Genomic DNA, 18,527 nt, shown 5'->3' on the forward strand with positions numbered 1-18,527 from the left:
TATAAATGTTTTTGAAAAAAAGTAAGAGGTGATGTAATTGAAAAAACAACAATATGATGTAGTCGTTATTGGCTCAGGTGTAGTGGGTAGTGCAATTGCAAGGGAACTTTCAAGATATAATTTGAATGTAGGTGTGTTAGAGAAAGAGCTAGATGTAGTGTGTGAGACAAGTGGCAGAAACAGTGGAGTACTTCATGCAGGATTTAATAGTCAGCCTGGAACACTTATGGCCAAATTTTGTGTGAAGGGATGTAGGGGCTTTGACAAAGTTGCAAAGGAGTTAGATATACCTTTTAAAAGAACAGGAAAGCTAGTAGTAGGCTTTAGTAAGGAAGATATGGAAGGACTAAAAGCATTAAAAGCACAAGGAGATGCAAATGGAGTTCCAGGTCTCGAAATTGTATCCCATGAAAAAATCAAGGAATTAGCACCTAATGTAGAAGGAGTAGCAGCTTTATATTCACCTATGACAGGAATACTAGATCCATTTATATATACGATTGCATTAGCAGAAAATGCTTGCCAAAATGGTGTTGATTTTTATTTTGATAGAGAAGTAACTAATATTAAAAGAAAAGAAAATGCCTATGAGATTACTACAAAAAATAAAGAAACCTATTTTAGTAGATGGGTAATTAATAGTGCAGGGCTAAATTCTGATAAAATAGCAAGAATGGTTGGTGTTACAGATTATACAATATATCCATGTAGAGGAGAATATTTTATTATTGACCAAAGCCTAAGCAAATTTCTTGAAATTCCAGTTTATCCAGTTCCTAATAAGAAAGAAGGGGGTCTTGGTGTACATCTTACACCTTCAATTCATGGCAATATATTTATTGGGCCAAGTGCTAATTACATAGATGAAAATGATAACTATTCTTCAACTGAGGATATTATGAATATGCTTATAAAAGAGGGTACAAAGATATTGCCTCAAATCAAAAGGGAACATTTCATCAGAAATTTCTCAGGCATAAGACCAAAACTTGTAAGTAAGGAAAAAGGTGGATATGCAGATTTTGTAATAGAAGAAAGAAAAGAGATACCTAATGTAATTAATTTAATTGGAATTGAATCTCCAGGACTCACTTGCGCTGTTCCAATTGCAGAGTATGTAGTCGAAAAAATTAAAAATAGGGAAACCTTAAAGGAAAATATAAATTTTAATCCCATAAGAAAGGCAGTAGTAAAACTTATAGAACAATCTGAAGAAAAACAGGACACATTGATAAAAGAAAATCCTGATTATGGAGAAATTATTTGCAGATGTGAAAATATTACAAAAGCAGAAATCTTGCAAGCAATAAATAATCCATTAGGGGTAGATACATTAACAGGTATTAAATATAGAACAAGATCCATGATGGGAAGGTGTCAGGGTGGATATTGCCAAACTAGAATTGCAGAAATCATTATGAAAGAAAAAAATGTAAAAGTTGATGAAGTAACTTATTTAAGAAAATATGGAAAGATGTTTTTAGGGGAGGTAAGACAATGCAAGTAATTCAAAAGGAAGCAATTATAATTGGTGGCGGGCCAGCTGGACTTGCAGTAGCTCTAAAATTAAAAGAAAAAGGTATAGAAGACGTTTTAATATTAGAAAGGGAAGAAAAACTTGGTGGAATATTAAAACAATGTATTCATGATGGATTTGGTTTAACAAGATTTAAGCAGGCTCTTAGTGGTCCTGAATATGCTAATAGATTTATAAAGCAGGTGAAAAAAGCAAAAATTGAATTGCAAACAGGAGCAACTGTAATAAATCTTACAAATAATAAGGAGGTTACAGCAGTTACAAGAGGTGGGCTAAAAAAATATAAAGCTAAAGTAGTAGTGCTGGCCATGGGTTGTAGAGAAAGAACAAGAGGCGCGATAGGTATACCTGGTACAAGACCAGCGGGGGTATTTACTGCTGGAGTAGTCCAAAGCTATATGAACATAAAAAATATTATGGTTGGAAAAAGAATTGTTATATTAGGGTCTGGAGATATAGGACTTATAATGGCAAGGAGACTCACCCTAGAAGGGGCAAAAGTATTGGCCGTAATAGAGAAACTACCTTATCCTAGTGGACTTTCAAGAAATATAGAACAATGTTTAAATGATTATAATATTCCCTTATATTTAAATCATACAGTAACAAATATTAAAGGAAAAGAAAGATTAAAATCAGTAATTGTAAGTGAATTAGATAACAATGGACAAGCTATTACAGGAGCAGAAAAAGAGTATCAATGTGATACATTAATACTCTCTGTTGGACTTATTCCTGAAAATGAGTTATCGCTTAAAGCTGGAATAAAACTTGATGCAAAAACTAAAGGGCCCATTGTGGACGAAAATTTACAAACTAGCATAGAAGGAATTTATGCAGGTGGTAATGTGCTTCATGTTCATGATTTAGTAGATTTTGTATCTGCTGAAGGGGAAAATATTGCAGAGTCAGTAGCATTATATATAAGAAATGAAAAGCAAAATCAAAGCCATATTTTAATAACAACAGATGAAACTGTTAATAATGTAGTTCCACAAAAGATAAGTGGAAAGCAAGATGTAGAAATAACTTTAAGGGTGAGTAGACCTTCAAGAGATGGAGCTATAGAAATTAAGCAGGGTGAAAAAGTAATCAAATTAACAAACTTTAAAAAATTAAATCCTGCAGAGATGATACACTTAACATTAAAAAAAGAGGATATTATTAGTAGTGAAAATATTAGGGTGGTGGTAGCAAAATGAATAGAGAAATGACATGTATAATTTGTCCAAATGGCTGCGAATTAACTTTAGAATTAGAAGGAAAAGTTATCAAAAAAATTATTGGAGCTTGTTGTAAAAAAGGAATAGCATATGCCTCCCAAGAAATACAAAATCCTAAAAGAACTATTTCATCATTAGTTAAAGTAAATAATGGAGAAATGCCCCTTGTTAGTGTAAGAACTACAATAGGTGTTCCTAAAGGTAAGATATTTGATGTTATGAAAGAGATTAAAAACATACAAATTGATGCACCTATAAAAATTGAACAAGTGCTTATCCACAATGTGTTGGGGCTTGGCGTAGATATTATTGCTACAAAGTCTATAGATAAAAAATAAATCATTAAGACTAATATATAAAAAGCCATATTTTCATTTATCTAATTGAAAATATGGCTTTTTAATGAAAAAATTACTTTGTTTTAAAAGTATCTAAAAAGACGCTTGGAAGTTGTTTAGTAACACCATAGGCATGCTCTAGATGGTCTTTCATTGCCTGTCTTGCTGATTCCTCATTTCTAGCTACTAATGATTGATATATAAGATAGTGTTTTTGTATGGTATTTTTCCTATCATCATTTGTTAAAGCTTTATGTATTTGTTCTAATTGATTATAAATTAATGCATTAAGGGTGTTCATTAATTTAGAACATAATTCATTTTTAGCACAATTTAATACTTGGATATGAAATAATTGATCCAATTTAGTAAAGTTTGTTATTTCTCCATCAGAAAGATTAGTCATTTCATCGAAAATTTGCTTTAACTTAGCAAAGTCTTCATCTGTTCCCCTAGAAGTTGCAAGGCTTATCATTTCTAGTTCTATAGCCATCCTAAGTTCAAAAAGATCTGTATTACTTGTTTTTTCGAAAGCTAAAATATAGGTAAGTGGCAAATAATAATTATTGTCTTTGGGATCACTAATGATAATTCCTTTTCTTGGTGTGACAGTGATGATTCCTAAAAACTCCATAACACGCAATGCTTCACGTAGCGTTGGTCGACTAACATTTAAGATTTCCATTAATTCTGCTTCATTATATAGTCGTTCTCCATATTCAACTTGGTTAGTAACGATTAAATTAACAAAGGTCTCAATTATTTGAAAATATGCTTTTTTATTTATCACAGGCTTGATGTCTATCTTATTCATGATACCTCCTCAAACGAGTTTTTAAGAATTTCTTTATAAGTTATATATAAATCATTTGTTCGCCCAAAAATATCACTATAGCTTCTCTTTTGCTATTATACACTATATCGTAAATTAAAAGTAAATATCATTTATAACTATATTTAGTTGTTGTTATTAATTGCATTTATACTAATCTTTATTGGCATAATTTTTGTATGTGTTTTTTTTGATTACAATTAAGGTTTATGTTGATTAATAATAAATATATACCAATAAACATTAAAAATATATTGATAAACAATAAATAATGTGATATGATATGGTTAATACTTAATTAAAACGTAATGTATGAAAATAATTTTTATAGCTGAAAAGGGGAAAGGAGTTTGCAATGAAGAAAAAATATTTAACTTTAATACCATTTATTATAGCCGCTGCTTGTATGGTTGCCTATAACATAATCGGATCTGAAGTCGCTCCAGATGGTACTCTTTTAGAACCCTTTTATTTAATACCAATGAGTTATTTATTCTTGGCTATTGGTATAATTCTTGTACTAGCAGTAAGAATAGTATCATTCTCTCGGAACTCTAAAAAAAATTAAAATAAATATTTGGACTTAAATTGAAATTTTTCATTTAAAAAATGGATAGGCATTTAGTGCTTATCCATTTTTTATTGAGACTTGCCAGTAGGGCGGTATCATTTTTAATTTCTAGTGTGACAATATTATCTTAATTTAGCAAAGTTAATATGATAAAATGGAGTTAATGAAAATTAAGAATAAGAACTTACCACCAAATGGTAATACTTTTAGAGAGAGAGGTAAATGAAAATGAATATTATAAACGTTGATAATAGAAATATTGATACTGAGCACATTTGTTGTGCAATCACTGATAAAAAAGGTGAATGTTGTATTTCATCTAAAAAAGCTTGGCTAAAAGGGTGCTACAATGATGGACTTATGTTTAAAAAGCTTGATGTACGGGGAAAGGTATTTGTTGAATATATACCTGCTGAAAATGCATGGTGCCCAATAATAGCTGAGGAATATATGTTTATAAACTGTTTTTGGGTTTCAGGGAAATTTAAAGGGCAAGGTTATGCAAATAAGCTGCTAGAGGAATGTATAAGTGATGCAAAGCTCAAGGGTAAAAAAGGTCTAGCCGTTCTTTCAGCAAAAAAGAAAATGCCCTTTTTATCGGATCCTAAATACTTGAAATATAAAGGTTTTGAAGTATGTGACACAGCGAAGCCATACTTTGAACTATTGTATCTTCCTTTTGAAAAAAACACAGAAAAACCAAAATTTAAGGAGTGCTGTAAAGACGGGATAACTGATAAGAAGGGTATAGTTTTATATTATTCAAACCAATGTCCACACACTGAAAAATACGCACCTTTGATTGCTGAAATTGCTAAGGCAAAGGGTATTAACTTCGCTTTATTAAAGTATCAAACAAAAGATGAGGCACAGAATGCACCTTCACCATTTACAACATATAGTCTTTTTTATGAGGGTGAATTTGTAACCAATGAAATATTATCGGACAGTAAGTTCATAAAATTCCTTGAGGGAAAGGGTTTATAATCTTGAAACTACAGGGCAATGATTACGTATATCTAATCATTCTTTTACCGATTACAAATTTATCTTTGTAATACCCAGTTAATTCAGATATTTTTATAACATCGCAGGCGTTAGGAGAATGTATGAATTTATTACTCCCAATATATATTCCAACATGAGAAACTTCATGGGGTAGAGCTGGGTTTGTCATAAAAAAAACTAAATCGCCCTTTTCAAGATTATTTATAGTAACAGATTTACCCTGGTTTATCTGGTCCATAGATGTTCTAGGCAAATCTATCCCAAAGTTTTTGTAGATATACTGAACAAACCCTGAACAATCGAATCCTCCACTTATATACTTCCCAGTAGTGTCAGATATTGCTGGTGTTGTACCTCCCCATAAATACTGCATCCCTAAAAATGCATTTGAATAGGACACTAAATCATTTCCAGTTGCTAATGCAGGGTATTGCTTTCCATTTTCAATATATAGGGGCTTATTTAGTGGAGTTTGAAAATTCGAGAAAACAGTAAAAATCATATATATTAGTGCTATTACGAGAATAAAGGTTACATGCCAAAGTGTAATTGGACTTCTTTTTTTTAGAGTTGTTCTCATAATTTCTCCCCCTCTGGTGATTTAAGATACCTTATATTAAATTACTGTACCAATTCAAATAATATTCTAAAATGTTTAGTGCTTATCTATTATTTTTTTGTTGCCTGAAGTATGGTAGAGCAATTTTAATTTCAATGTGACATTATTCACCTAATTTAGCAATGCAAATGTGGTAGTATGAAATCAATACAATTTTAAAGACAAATAAATTATTATGATTCATAAGGAGGAAGGAGATATTTAAGAAGGTTTATTATAAATGATATTTAACCATAATTTTAGTAAGAACTTGCCACGTGGGTGGCACCAAATAGTATGGGAGAGGATTTAAGTGTCAAGAAGTCAAAATGTTTTTTTTACGGTAAAGCGAGGAATAATAATATTAATTTTATACAGTATAACAATAATTGTATATTTCACGTGTTTTTATAAGCCGTTGGAGCTTCTAACTTCTAATCTGGACATGCCTGAAATTGCATCTGTGAACGAAACTTTAAAGTCTATTAATCGTGACGATATAATGTTCTTTTTTATAGTTTCCTTTTTAGGTGTTGTATTTACTCTTATGATTGTAACACTTATATACGAAGAGATAGTATTATTCACTAAACCTATTATTGCTGTTAATGCTAGATTAAAGTCAAAAGAATCAGTTATGCAGATGTCTGGAAGCTATAAGGGATTTTCATCTGTTGGGTATAAGTATAATCTAATATTTGAAACGGATAATGAGGTTGAAATGATTTTTGTTGTTATTCCTAAATACTATGCCACAATCATTGAAGGGAATAAGGGGATTTTAAAATATAAACAGGGAAGATTAAATAGATTTATAGGGTTTGATCTTACATCAATAGATTAGGGGGTAATCAGCACTATTCCAGATTCATTTGAGGCAATAAAATGGTTTTAACGACATTTAAAGTAAAGTGTAAAATTCTGAAGTTAGGCAGATATGGTTTAGAATAAGAACTTGCCATTTGCCACGTGGGTGGCACTTTTTAGAAAGGGAGTAATAGAAATGAGTTTTTTATTTAAAGACAAAAAAAACAATGATGGAGTAGAAAAAGTTGGATTTGAAGAAATTTTAAGTGAGGATAGAATGATTAGAAGGGAAAAAAGATTTAGAATATTAAATACAGTAATTATATATAATTCAGAAGAAGATTATTATGAATCCTTGGCTACCTGTGTTAATGAAAATAATGTAATAGAAACTATAAGTATAGAAGCATTTGATATACAGGAAAATGTTATAGAGCTTAAAGGTGCATATGTTGATTATGAAGAGTATGAAGAAGACTCAGAGGTAAAATGCAGTGGAAAAATATATTATTTGTAAATTTATTATGATTATCAATTATAAGGTGTGAGAATTATTTCTAATTGCTAATTAATAGGTAAGTATTAAGGATAGGGGGTTAGCTCCTATCCTTTATTTTAATCACATTTTTTTATACAACTTCTATTTTATTTAGGTCATCTAACCTTATACAAAACAGCATTACTCATAATCCAGAGGGGTGTAATATATCAGTTAAAATATCTCTGCAATCTAACAATCAGCTGAGCATTGAAATTGCTGATGATGGCGTGGGTTTATCTGCCCAGGAGCTGATAAAAATACAAGCAAAAAAACATTATATAATGGGGGACAATCCTTTAACTCAGAAACACGGTATGGGTCTCCTGATTGTACGACAAATTGTTGAATTACACGGAGGCAAGGTTACGATTAGATCAAAGCCTAACAATGGGTTTTGCACTAAGGTTATATTTGGAATAGAGGTTGCATAATGGCCTAATTAGTAAAAGATGCTAAGTAACTGTTGAAATGACCAATATGGAGAATGAATCTTGAAAACCAAATATTATATATATTGACAGTATATGTATTATATTATATACTTATTAATAAGATAGGGGAGTAGTTAACACAAAAAAGATTGTGCAATAAAGTCAACATACTGATAAGATTTATCTGGCTTTATTTTAAATAACGAGACTTATCTGCAGAGAAAGACTGCAGATAAGTCTTTTTTTGTAACTAAAATTTAGATAAAGGGGAATAAATCATGAGTTTACTTGAATTGTTTGTTATTGCAATTGGTTTATCAATGGATGCATTTTCAGTAGCTATTTGTAAAGGATTATCCATGAAGAGGATTAGTATTAGGAAAGCAGGAATTGTAAGTTTATATTTTGGAACATTTCAATCAGGTATGCCCTTGATTGGCTATTATTTAGGAATACAGTTTCAAGATAAAATTACATTTATTGACCATTGGATAGCATTTATACTGCTTGGATTTATCGGTATAAAAATGATTGTAGATTCGAGAAAAAGTAAATGTCAGATTGCAGTTGAATCTTTGACTGATGAGGATAGGGATGATTCCCTTGATTTTAAAAATATGTCTGTTTTAGCAATTGCAACAAGTATTGATGCTTTAGCGGTAGGTATAACCTTTGCCTTTCTTAAAGTAAATATTGCTTTAGCAGTTTCCTTTATTGGAATTGTTACTTTTACATTGTCAATGATCGGTGTAAGGATAGGAAATGTATTTGGTGCAGTATATAAATCAAAAGCAGAATTTGGAGGTGGGCTCATTTTAATAATTATGGGAACTAAACTTTTGCTTAATCATTTAGGATTGATCAATTTTTAGGGATAAGAATCGTAAGAAAATATTATGAAATCTGAAGATATTTTTATCAAATATGAGGATTAAAGTATCTGTTAATGTCTACTAGTATGTATCTAAAGTTTAAAATATTATCACCAAACAATTGATTTTCATTTATAATATCCTTAAAATTTCTTTTTTCTTAATACATCTCTCCATAATTATACCATATACTTAATATTTCTAAAAAATATAGTAATAATTCTAAAAAAAACATAACCTAAACATATTATAATATAAATAAGAATGATAATCAATATCAATTGATGCGAGGAGAGATGAAATTAAATGAAAGGGTTAAAGGAGATAAAAAGATTAAAGTTAATGTAAATATTGGTAAATAATAAAGAAAGTTTTGGAGGATACATATGAAAAAGAGTTTAAAAACTAAATTAGGTTTAATGTTTTTTATATTTATATCAATTCCCCTTATTGCTTCAGGTGTCTTTTCTTGTATTAAGACTTCAAATTCAATGCAAGAATTAACAGAAGGATCCTTAAAGCAGATTGCTGAAAGAACAGTGGAAAGCATCAGTTTGGCTGTAGAATCAGTAAATGATTATATTAGAGCTTTAAGTTTAGATGAAGACTTTGCTAATATAGCCCTTGGAGACGATAAACTTCATTCTAGTGGCGTGGAATATTTAGCTAAACTTCAAAAGGAAAATAATGATACAATAGAAAATTTATTTATTACAGATATTAATGCTAAAGGTGTTATTAGCAATGATAATGAAGATTATGATTTTTCAGATCGTGATTATGTTAAGCAGGCTTTAAAAGGATCTAGAGCTCAAAGTGGAGTTTTTAAGTCTAAAAAATCAGGTGGAACTATTATTGCAATTGCCTATCCTTTAATGCTTGATAATAAAGTAGTTGGAGCTATAGTTGCAACTATTAAATTTGAAAAATTTTACAAGCATGTTGCTGAGATAAAAATAGGTCAAAGTGGATATGCATATATGATTGATAAAAGTGGATTATTTGTATATCATCCTGAAAATGAAAAAGTGCTTAAAGAAAATTTAGTAGATACAAATAATGCTGAGTTAAAGGCGCTAGTAAATAAAATGAAGGCTGGTGAAGCTGGAGAGGGTTATTATAAATATGAAGGAAAACGTAAATTTATAAGGTTTACTCCAGTGGAAAATTGGGTAGTGGTAGTAACAGCTAATTATGATGATTATATGGCGCCAGTTGTAGCTATAAAGAAAAATATAATAGCAATAGCGCTAATATCATTATTTATTGCAATGCTTTTATCATATTTTTTCACAACAAAAAAAATAATAGAGCCTATTAAGATTTTACAAAAATTAATGGTAAAAGCTGGTGAGGGTGATTTAACAGTTAGAGCTGAAATAACTACTAAGGATGAAATTCAAACCTTAGGGGAATGTTTCAATCTAATGATTAAAGATCAATCAGATATAATAAGTAGCGTTAGAAGTGGTGCGAAGGAACTGGCAGCAGCTTCTGAGGAAATATCTGCATCGACTGAAGAAATAACTTCATCAACTGAACAAATTGCTGAGAATATACAAAACGTTGCCTTTAATGCAGAGAATCAAAATAATTCAATAATAGAAACATCAGAAGTTTTAGTTCAACTTTCAAGCTTAGTTCAAATAGCTGAGAACAAAGCTCTTATTGCTAAAAACAATTCTCAGGATACTGTGAGTGCTGCAAAGCAAGGAAGAACTAAAGTTAAAGAAACTGTTGAAGCTATTGAAAATATTAATAAAACATCAATGGAAACAGAAGTTATATTAAAGGTGTTAAATGAATTATCAAAACAAGTTAGTGGAATTATAAACACAATTAATGATATTTCCTCTCAAACTAATTTGTTAGCTTTAAATGCGGCTATTGAAGCTGCAAGGGCTGGAGAGCATGGAAAAGGATTTACAGTAGTAGCAGATGAAGTTCGAAAACTATCAGAACAAACAAATACTAGAGCAAATGAAATATCTTCATTGATAAATGAAATGGTGGTTCAAATAGATAGAGCTGTAGATTCAATGCATTTTGGTAAAGAGGCAGTAGAACATGGAGCTTTTGTAGCTAAGGAAACAGATGAAACTTTTGTTAGTATTATAAATGCAATTGAGCAAATATCAAAAGATATTAATAAAATAGCAGATATTAAAAAGGATGAAGTTGCAAGTTCTGAGCAAATAGTAAAACTCATAGATTCCGTTGCAACTATTACTGAAATAACAGCTACAAGTAGTGAAGAAGTTGCGGCATCGGCGCAGGAGCAAATTTCAGTAATTGAAAACCTAGCTTCAAGTTCTGAACAGACTAGTGCTATGGCTAATAATTTAAATAGTCTTGTAGCAAAATTTATGATTTAATAAGGCATAGTATACTTGGCTTGCAAGGGTTTTATTCTACTGTAGTATAGTGATACCGGGAGATTTTATTAATAGAAGTTTTAACTGTCTAGTATAGAGGTGAAAGACTATGGAATATAAAGATATAAGCAAAGAAAGGCTTATAGAAATAATAGAGGCAAAGGATAAGATTATACAAGAATTGCAAAGCCTGAAAACTGAATTGCAGTATCAAGCATATATGGATTCTGTTACTGGAGTATTAAACAGAAGAGCAGGTTTGGAAATTTTAGATGCAACCATTTATGATGCAGCCAGACAAGGAGAAAATTTTATAATATGTTTTTTTGATATTGATAATTTTAAAAAAATAAATGATACTTTTGGTCATAGTGAGGGGGATAAGATTCTAACAGAAACCAGTAATATTCTCAGAGCGAATATTAGAAAAACGGACACTGTATTTAGAATAGGTGGTGACGAATTTGTAATTATTTTTCCAAACACAACATTAGAGGTTGCAAAGACTATTTGTTCAAGAATATGTATGAAGATTGATGAATTGAAGCAAGAGGATAAGAGTAATCATATGTTGGGTCTAAGTTATGGTTTTTCTGAATATAATTCCAAGAATAAAATATCAGCCGGTGAATTAATAAGAGAGGCAGATGAAGGGATGTATGTTAGTAAGAGGTTGAAAAAGTAAGATTTTTATATGGTATAAAGCAGTCTTCTTTTTTCTAAGGTTGACATTCCATTCTGAAGCTGTTTTTCTGAATTTTGATGATCATTAATTGAGTACCTTTTGAAGGTGTTTGTAGTTAATATTGTTTATATATAAATTGTTTTAAAATTCACAACATTCTTGACAATGAATATATATCATGTTAAAATTTCCACAAACAGTAAATGGAAAAGGGGGATTAATTTAATGATTAGTAAAAAAATCACAGCGATTACAATTTGTGCGTTTTTAACCACCACATTATTTGGCTATATTCCAGTAAAGGCATTGGATAAGGTATCGAAAAATAACATAAAAGGAAGCAATATACAAGGGGTGCAGGTAGCTAAAACAGAGGCAAAGGCTCCAAACAAGAAACTGACAGTGATGGTTTATAGCGACGCAGATAATAATTTAGAGCAAGGCCTACTTGAGGATATAGAGGAAATGAAGGTTGGATATGTAGATAATTCAGACTTAAATGTGATTGCTTTGGTGGATAGAACACCAGATTATTCAGATGATGAAACTGTACTTGGAGAAAATTTTTCGGATGCGAGGATGTATAAAATTGAAAATAATAAAGTGGTAAGAATTGAAGGCGGAAAAAATTTTCCTGAGATAACAAAAACTAGTGAGTATGAAGCAAATATGGGGGATGCACAAACCCTTAAGAAATTTATAGATTCCTGCAAAGCAAATTATCCAGCAGATAAATATGCACTTATTATGTCTAATCATGGTGGTGGAGTAAGAAAGGATAAGTCATTACAAGAGCCTAAAAATCCAAAAGCAGTATGTTGGGATGATACAAATGATGAGGACTGTTTATATACTGGAGAAATATCAGATGTACTGACCAATGATGAATCAGTGAATGTACTAGCATATGATGCTTGTTTAATGGGTGCTTGTGAAATAGCATATCAATATAGACCTGGCAATGGTGGGTTCCAAGCAAATGTTATGGTAGCGTCTGCACCAATAGTTTGGGGCGAAGGATTTAAGTATGATAATATATTTAAACGTCTAAAAGCTGATGGTGGAAAAACTTCAGAGACAGATTTAACGTTAAAAGGAAAAGAACAAAATTTTGATCCTTCTACAGTTACAGATTTGCAATTGGGCGCTCTAATGGTAGAAGAACAAAGAGATGCTGCTGAGTCTGCAAAAGAAAATAGTCAAGTTTTAAGCTGTTTTGATCTTTCAAAAATAGAAGTTTTAAAGAATTCTGTTGATAAAATGGCTATAAGTTTATGGGAAGAAAATAAAAAAGCAGATATAGAGAGACTTAGGGGAACTGAAAAAAAGACAACGCTTCTTCATTATTTTGATGAAAATGATAAAAGAGAGTGGCTATCCTATCCTTACTTCGACTTATATGACTTGTGTAGAACAATAAGTACAGACAGTGCTTTTAGTACTCCTATTAAAAAATTAGCCACAACTGTAATGCAAAATGTGGATGACGTAGTAGTTTATTCTTATGGTGGGAAAAAATTTAAAGGATTTACAGAAGGAAAAACGGGGTTAAGTATTTTCTTGCCAGATGGAAATAAAGTGTACAGAGATGTAACTGCAAATACAAGCTATTCAGAGTGGAAGGGACAAAGATGGTACAATTCTATAGATACAGCCATACTTCAACCAGATTATTTATATGGTAAATTAAATTGGTGCAAAGATGGACAAACTCCTAAAATAAATGATATTGGAAATTGGTTTGAAATGCTTGATTGTTGGTTCGATAGTAGCAACGGTGACAATGGCGGAGATAACGGATACCAATGGTAAAAATTTAAATTACTTATTTTATGTAAGCTTTTGTACTAGCTTAAAAAGGATAATACAGAAGCTTACATTTTGTTTATGGGGTCTCGTCATGATGTTGTATAGCGTCTCTTACTAATTTTTCTGAATTCTCATCAGGGTGTGTAACAACTGTACTCTCTGCAATCTTATCACGTGCATTAGTTGGTTCATGTTTAGGAGTAACAACGGTACTCACTGGAGCCTGATCACGTGCATTAATTGGTTCATGTTTAGGAGTAACAACTGCACCCACTGGAGCCTTATCACATACATTAGTTGGTTCATGTTTAGGAGTAACAACTGCACTCACTGGAACCTTATCATATACATTAGTTGGTTCATGTTTAGGAGTAACAACTGCACTCACTGGGACCTTATCACATACATTAGTTGGTTCATGTTTAGGAGTAACAACGGTACTCACTGGAGCCTGATCACATACATTAATTGGTTCATGTTTAGGAGTAACAACGGTACTCACTGGAACCTGATCACATACATTAATTGGTTCATGTTTAGGGGTAACAAATGTACTCACTGGAACCTGATCACATACATTAGTTGGTTCATGTTTAGGAGTAACAACGGCACTTACTGTAGCCTGGTAAATTGCATTAGTTGGTTCATGTTTAGGAGTAACAACTGTACCAACTGCAACCCGATCACGTGAATTCCTTGTTTTATGTTTAGGAGTAACAACGGTACTCACTGTAGCCTGGTAAATTGCATTAGTTGGCTCATGTTTAGGAGTAACAACTGCACTTACTGCAGCCTGGTAACTTGCATTGCTTGGTTCATGTTTAGGAGTAACAAATGTACTTACTGGAACCTGGTAACTTGCATTGCTTGGTTCATCTTTAGGAGTAACAACTGTACTCACTGGAACTTGGTAACTTGCATTAGTTGGTTCATGTTTAGGAGTAACAAATGCACTCACTGCAACCTGGTCACGTGCATTAGTCAGTTCATGCTTAGGAATAACAAAGGTACTTACTGCAATCTGATTACGTGCATTAATTGGTTTATATTTAGGAGTAGCAACGGTACTCATTGCAACCTGACCACTTATATTTGTTGGATTATGTTTATGCGTAATAATTGTATTCACTGCAACTTGAATATTTACAGCTTCTTGTTTAGGCGGAATAACTGTATTCATTGTAGATTGAGCGATTACATTTGTTATTTCTTGTTTAGGAGTAATAACCGCACTGGCAATATCTGTACTTTTTAGATTTTTATAATAAGCGTAGACTGGAGAGTAATCCTTGATTTTATTAGCATATAAATTCAAACTAGTCAATTTAGTCAATCCTTCTAAAGAGTCGATGTTGCTAATTTTATTAAAAGATAAGTCTAAATTCGTTAATTTAGTCAATCCTTCTAAAGGTTTAATGTTACTGATTTGGTTATTGCTTAAACTTAAAGAAGACAAATTAATAAAATTTTCTAGCCCTGAAAGATTAGTAATATGTTTGTCTTTAGTATTTTTCAAACTTGTTATTTTATTAACATACCCTAGTAATATATCGCCAGTAGGGCATTGTAGTTCCTCTCTTATTGTCTTTTCTAAATTTTTATCTGGGAATGTAATAATTGTACTTTCTGTAATCTGTTCACTTACAGATTTTTGTCGGGTGGCGTTATTTAAAAACGCACTTCCAAAAGAATTACAACCAACAATATTAATACTAAATAAAATAATAATTAAAATAGTTAACCTTTTAAATTTTATATAAGAAACGTTCCTCATGTTCTTAATCCCCCATTTGTAATAGTGTCTGCAATGGTTTTAGTGGTTTAGTTCTATAGGAATATTACAAATAAATATCTGAAAGTTCAACTTGTATACTTTCATCTCCATTTTTCATTTTGCTACCATATAAGGTATTTTCATGAAGTACCTTTCCAGAAGGAAGTATAACTGTAAACTTACTTCCTTTCCCGAATTCACTTTTAGCATATACACGACCACCATGTAATTCTACAATCGACTTAACTAAATTAAGGCCAATACCTGTACCTTCAGCATTTCTTGATAGTGATTTGTCTACCTGTTTAAATCTATCAAATATCGTAACCAAGTTCTCTTCTTCAATGCCAATACCATTATCTTTGACTGATATTTCAACAAATTCATTCTTATCCTTAACATCTACAAAAATTTTACCCCCTTTATCTGAAAACTTTATCGCATTTGATATAAGATTTAATACTATTCTCTCTATCTTCTCTGGGTCACATGCAATAATTTTTTCTTCTATATCTGTATCAAAAATAATATGTAAGCCTTTGCTGCCAGTAAAATTACTTGTAGACAGAACTATTTCTTCTACAACTTGGACTATATTGTTATTTGATAAGTTCAATTTAAAGAATCCTGCCTGGATTTTTGATGAATCAACTATATTATTTATAAGTTTGGATAACCTATAGGAATTTAGTTTCATTGAGTCAAGGTATTTACTAATTGTTTCCCGGCGATCGTCTAGTGAACCATTATAGCAATACATTTGAACTAACTGTACTGCCGAGGAAATTACATTTAATGGTGTTTTAAGTTCATGTGAAATATTTGCAGTAAACTCTTCCTGTGAAACAAGTAATTTTTGTAGCTCATTGTTCATTTCATTTTTTTTCTTAACTTCTTCATAGGTATAATTCCATATATATCTAATAAACATAAGGTTAACCAAAGTAAGTACACTGCCTAAAAAAAACAACAGGTATTTCTGAAATTTCTGAGCATTTGCAACTTTGTTAAGTGAACTATTTACTTCTAAATCAATTTTATTTATTAATACATTATCACAATCCCTAAACTTATCAACTAAATTTTTACCGTGCTCTAGGTTCAATTTTGCCTCATTTGATTTGCCACTATCGACTAAAGCTATTTGCTCTTTAAAAAACATTTGAATACAGTTCACCTGTTCATTAAGTTGATTAGTAATTTTAACGCCTAATGCCGTATCCTTTAAAGTATAAAGGGAATTATAATATCCCCATAATTGTTTATTTCCTAAATAATAGGGTTCTAAAAATTTTTTGTCTTCTGAAATAATATAAGCCCTAATACCTGTTTCTTCATTAATTACTGCTGTTAAAATTTCTGTTGAAAATGTTTTTGCTGGGAGTATTTTTTTTATAATAAAATCACATTCTTTACTTACTTTATTCATACTATAAATACTAAATAATATTATAATTAATGATAAACAAGCAATTGAAAAGTATCCTAATACCATAGTTCGTCTACTTCTACTCTTAACCATAATACATATCTCCATTTCCCAATAAAAATTTATCTCCAAAAATTACATTTACCACAATATTTACAAGTTGATATTCTAGTAATATATTACCATAATATGTTGCATTTTACTATATCCTTATTCTACCATAATGTGACACTTTTACTTAAAAATCTTACAAAGCCAGTAAATTTCGCTTGAAATATGCCATAATTGGTATGCTAAACATAGCAGGGGTAAGAACTAGTGGACTATGTTACTAATTAATGCTAGTTTAAGCGGTGTAAAATTAATTAGAATCTTGTTAAGTTAATTAGAATTTAATTAACACTTAACTGAGGTATTTAATAATATGTTGAAACCAGTGCCTTTGAGGAGTTAAACCTTAGTTAGTAACTTTGTCAAATTTAACTAGAATTATAAATAGATTGGAGAAAAAGAAATAGGTATTTGTTGCTTTACTTATACCCTATTGGTAAACCTTTTTTTCTTAATATCATAAGTATTGTTATAATGGTGACAAGTTATATTATAAATATGACAATATAACTTGACATAAAAACTAAGTGATGATATGTTATATTTAACTATATTTGGACAACAATTTAAGGAAGTGTTATTTTATGAAGGAAGAATTAGTATTAAAAAACAAACTTAAAGTAGCTAGAGCAGAAAATAATTTATCCCAAGGAGACTTAGCGGAAATGGTTGGCGTTTCTAGACAAACAATTAGTTCAATAGAAACAGGACAATTTAATCCAACTGCAAAGTTAGCATTAATATTTTGCATTGCATTAGATAAAAAGTTTGAAGATCTATTTTACTTTGAGTAGGATAATGAGCCATATAAAAGGAGATTGTTAATCATGAAAAAAGAAGAAATTTTAGAAAAAAGCAAACGGGAAAATTTATGGGAAGATGAAAGAAGTAAACAAGTTAAAATAAAATCAAAAGAATATGCATCACAAATAGGAAATTTAATATTAGCATTAGTTATGCTTTGGAAAATGTTTCATAAAATGCCCTATGGTGATTTATTCGGCATTTTTTCTATTCAAATTGCAATTTCTAATCTTTATAAGTATAAAAATAAAACAGAAAGTAAGTTATATTTAGTTATTGGCGTTATGATGTTATTTGCATCTAGTATATTTTTATTAGATTTTTTTATTAATGGAATTTCATAAGCAGGGAAGATTTATTTTAAAAAAATGGACTAAGAGATTGCAAAGCAATAATAAGGCTATATTCCTTTAAATTATATTAAAAGGAGTGTAGCCTTATTAAAATACATAAAAAATTAATACTATTTGCAACTATAAACGAAACAATTTAAGGAAAGAAAATAAGCTGCTTTACACTTATTAAAATTAATTAGAATTTTGTTAAAGTTAATAAGAATTTAATTAACACTTAACTACAATAACTAATAATAAGTTGAAAGCATTGCCTTTGAGGAGTTAAGCTTCAGTTAAGAAGGTTGTCAAATTTAATTAGATTTAACAATAGTTAAGAATGTTATTGAAATTTGTATACTATACTAAATTATATAGTAAAAAAATAGATAGTAAGTCAGATGAAATATTTTAGTTATAATTACTATTTTAATAGTGAAGGGATGGTAT

The 18,527-nt window shown here is 30.5% G+C and carries 18 protein-coding genes; 14 read left to right on the forward strand and 4 right to left on the reverse strand.

Annotated elements, in window-relative coordinates:
- Positions 1–37: 37 nt before the first annotated feature.
- From Ctaglu_RS08345 to Ctaglu_RS08355, 3 genes are read left to right on the forward strand one after another with little or no spacing between them, the layout of a single operon-like run.
- Positions 38–1,507, forward strand: a complete 1,470-nt coding sequence (locus tag Ctaglu_RS08345; protein WP_185732629.1) for an NAD(P)/FAD-dependent oxidoreductase — start codon at positions 38–40, stop codon at positions 1,505–1,507.
- Complete coding sequence (locus tag Ctaglu_RS08350) at positions 1,498–2,739, forward strand: NAD(P)/FAD-dependent oxidoreductase (protein ID WP_124999950.1); 1,242 nt, start codon at positions 1,498–1,500, stop codon at positions 2,737–2,739. Before Ctaglu_RS08345 ends, Ctaglu_RS08350 begins: the two co-directional genes overlap by 10 nt.
- Positions 2,736–3,098 (forward strand): DUF1667 domain-containing protein, encoded by a 363-nt coding sequence (locus tag Ctaglu_RS08355; protein WP_124999952.1) that lies wholly within the window; start codon positions 2,736–2,738, stop codon positions 3,096–3,098. The genes Ctaglu_RS08350 and Ctaglu_RS08355 overlap by 4 nt, the downstream gene beginning before the upstream one ends.
- A 73-nt stretch (positions 3,099–3,171) precedes the next feature.
- Here Ctaglu_RS08355 and Ctaglu_RS08360 read toward each other — a convergent pair whose 3' ends face one another.
- Positions 3,172–3,912, reverse strand: coding sequence for a FadR/GntR family transcriptional regulator (locus Ctaglu_RS08360; RefSeq protein WP_124999954.1), 741 nt, complete (start codon positions 3,910–3,912; stop codon positions 3,172–3,174).
- Between the two features lie 373 nt (positions 3,913–4,285).
- Between Ctaglu_RS08360 and Ctaglu_RS08365 the strand changes: the two genes are divergently transcribed.
- Positions 4,286–4,498, forward strand: coding sequence for a DUF3955 domain-containing protein (locus Ctaglu_RS08365; protein ID WP_124999956.1), 213 nt, complete (start codon positions 4,286–4,288; stop codon positions 4,496–4,498).
- Between the two features lie 231 nt (positions 4,499–4,729).
- Positions 4,730–5,488: an N-acetyltransferase gene (locus tag Ctaglu_RS08370; RefSeq protein WP_124999958.1), complete on the forward strand. Its 759-nt coding sequence runs from the start codon at positions 4,730–4,732 to the stop codon at positions 5,486–5,488.
- Positions 5,489–5,510: 22 nt separating this feature from the next.
- On the opposite strand, the gene Ctaglu_RS08375 is transcribed toward Ctaglu_RS08370, so the two are convergent.
- On the reverse strand, positions 5,511–6,089 hold the full coding sequence (locus Ctaglu_RS08375) for a C40 family peptidase (protein ID WP_124999960.1): 579 nt from the start codon (positions 6,087–6,089) through the stop codon (positions 5,511–5,513).
- Between the two features lie 331 nt (positions 6,090–6,420).
- Between Ctaglu_RS08375 and Ctaglu_RS08380 the strand changes: the two genes are divergently transcribed.
- From Ctaglu_RS08380 to cloSI, 7 genes are all read left to right on the forward strand, one after another.
- The gene (locus tag Ctaglu_RS08380) at positions 6,421–6,951 is read left to right on the forward strand and encodes a DUF2500 family protein (RefSeq protein WP_124999962.1); all 531 of its coding nucleotides are present in this window, start codon (positions 6,421–6,423) and stop codon (positions 6,949–6,951) included.
- Positions 6,952–7,110: 159 nt separating this feature from the next.
- Complete coding sequence (locus Ctaglu_RS08385) at positions 7,111–7,431, forward strand: hypothetical protein (RefSeq protein WP_124999964.1); 321 nt, start codon at positions 7,111–7,113, stop codon at positions 7,429–7,431.
- A gap of 149 nt (positions 7,432–7,580) precedes the next feature.
- Entirely contained in the window at positions 7,581–7,886 is a 306-nt protein-coding gene (locus tag Ctaglu_RS26470; protein ID WP_373861667.1) for a sensor histidine kinase, read from the forward strand.
- A gap of 278 nt (positions 7,887–8,164) precedes the next feature.
- The gene (locus tag Ctaglu_RS08395) at positions 8,165–8,758 is read left to right on the forward strand and encodes a manganese efflux pump MntP (protein WP_124999968.1); all 594 of its coding nucleotides are present in this window, start codon (positions 8,165–8,167) and stop codon (positions 8,756–8,758) included.
- Between the two features lie 386 nt (positions 8,759–9,144).
- Positions 9,145–11,133, forward strand: a complete 1,989-nt coding sequence (locus Ctaglu_RS08400) for a methyl-accepting chemotaxis protein (protein ID WP_124999970.1) — start codon at positions 9,145–9,147, stop codon at positions 11,131–11,133.
- Positions 11,134–11,242: 109 nt separating this feature from the next.
- Positions 11,243–11,818: a GGDEF domain-containing protein gene (locus Ctaglu_RS08405; RefSeq protein ID WP_124999972.1), complete on the forward strand. Its 576-nt coding sequence runs from the start codon at positions 11,243–11,245 to the stop codon at positions 11,816–11,818.
- A gap of 225 nt (positions 11,819–12,043) precedes the next feature.
- On the forward strand, positions 12,044–13,630 hold the full coding sequence (gene cloSI, locus Ctaglu_RS08410) for a clostripain (RefSeq protein ID WP_124999974.1): 1,587 nt from the start codon (positions 12,044–12,046) through the stop codon (positions 13,628–13,630).
- Between the two features lie 73 nt (positions 13,631–13,703).
- Here cloSI and Ctaglu_RS08415 read toward each other — a convergent pair whose 3' ends face one another.
- On the reverse strand, positions 13,704–15,401 hold the full coding sequence (locus Ctaglu_RS08415; RefSeq protein ID WP_124999976.1) for a leucine-rich repeat domain-containing protein: 1,698 nt from the start codon (positions 15,399–15,401) through the stop codon (positions 13,704–13,706).
- Between the two features lie 64 nt (positions 15,402–15,465).
- On the reverse strand, positions 15,466–16,923 hold the full coding sequence (locus Ctaglu_RS08420) for a sensor histidine kinase (protein ID WP_233439720.1): 1,458 nt from the start codon (positions 16,921–16,923) through the stop codon (positions 15,466–15,468).
- A 602-nt stretch (positions 16,924–17,525) separates the two neighbouring features.
- Here Ctaglu_RS08420 and Ctaglu_RS08425 point away from each other — a divergent pair.
- Positions 17,526–17,735 carry a helix-turn-helix transcriptional regulator gene (locus Ctaglu_RS08425; protein WP_124999978.1) on the forward strand — a complete coding sequence of 70 codons (210 nt, stop codon included), beginning with the start codon at positions 17,526–17,528 and terminating at the stop codon, positions 17,733–17,735.
- 33 nt (positions 17,736–17,768) lie between these two features.
- Positions 17,769–18,089 (forward strand): DUF6442 family protein, encoded by a 321-nt coding sequence (locus Ctaglu_RS08430; protein WP_124999980.1) that lies wholly within the window; start codon positions 17,769–17,771, stop codon positions 18,087–18,089.
- The last annotated feature ends 438 nt before the right edge of the window (positions 18,090–18,527 follow it).

It is taken from the genome of Clostridium tagluense (genome assembly GCF_003865095.1).
Lineage (GTDB): Bacteria > Bacillota > Clostridia > Clostridiales > Clostridiaceae > Clostridium_AD > Clostridium_AD tagluense.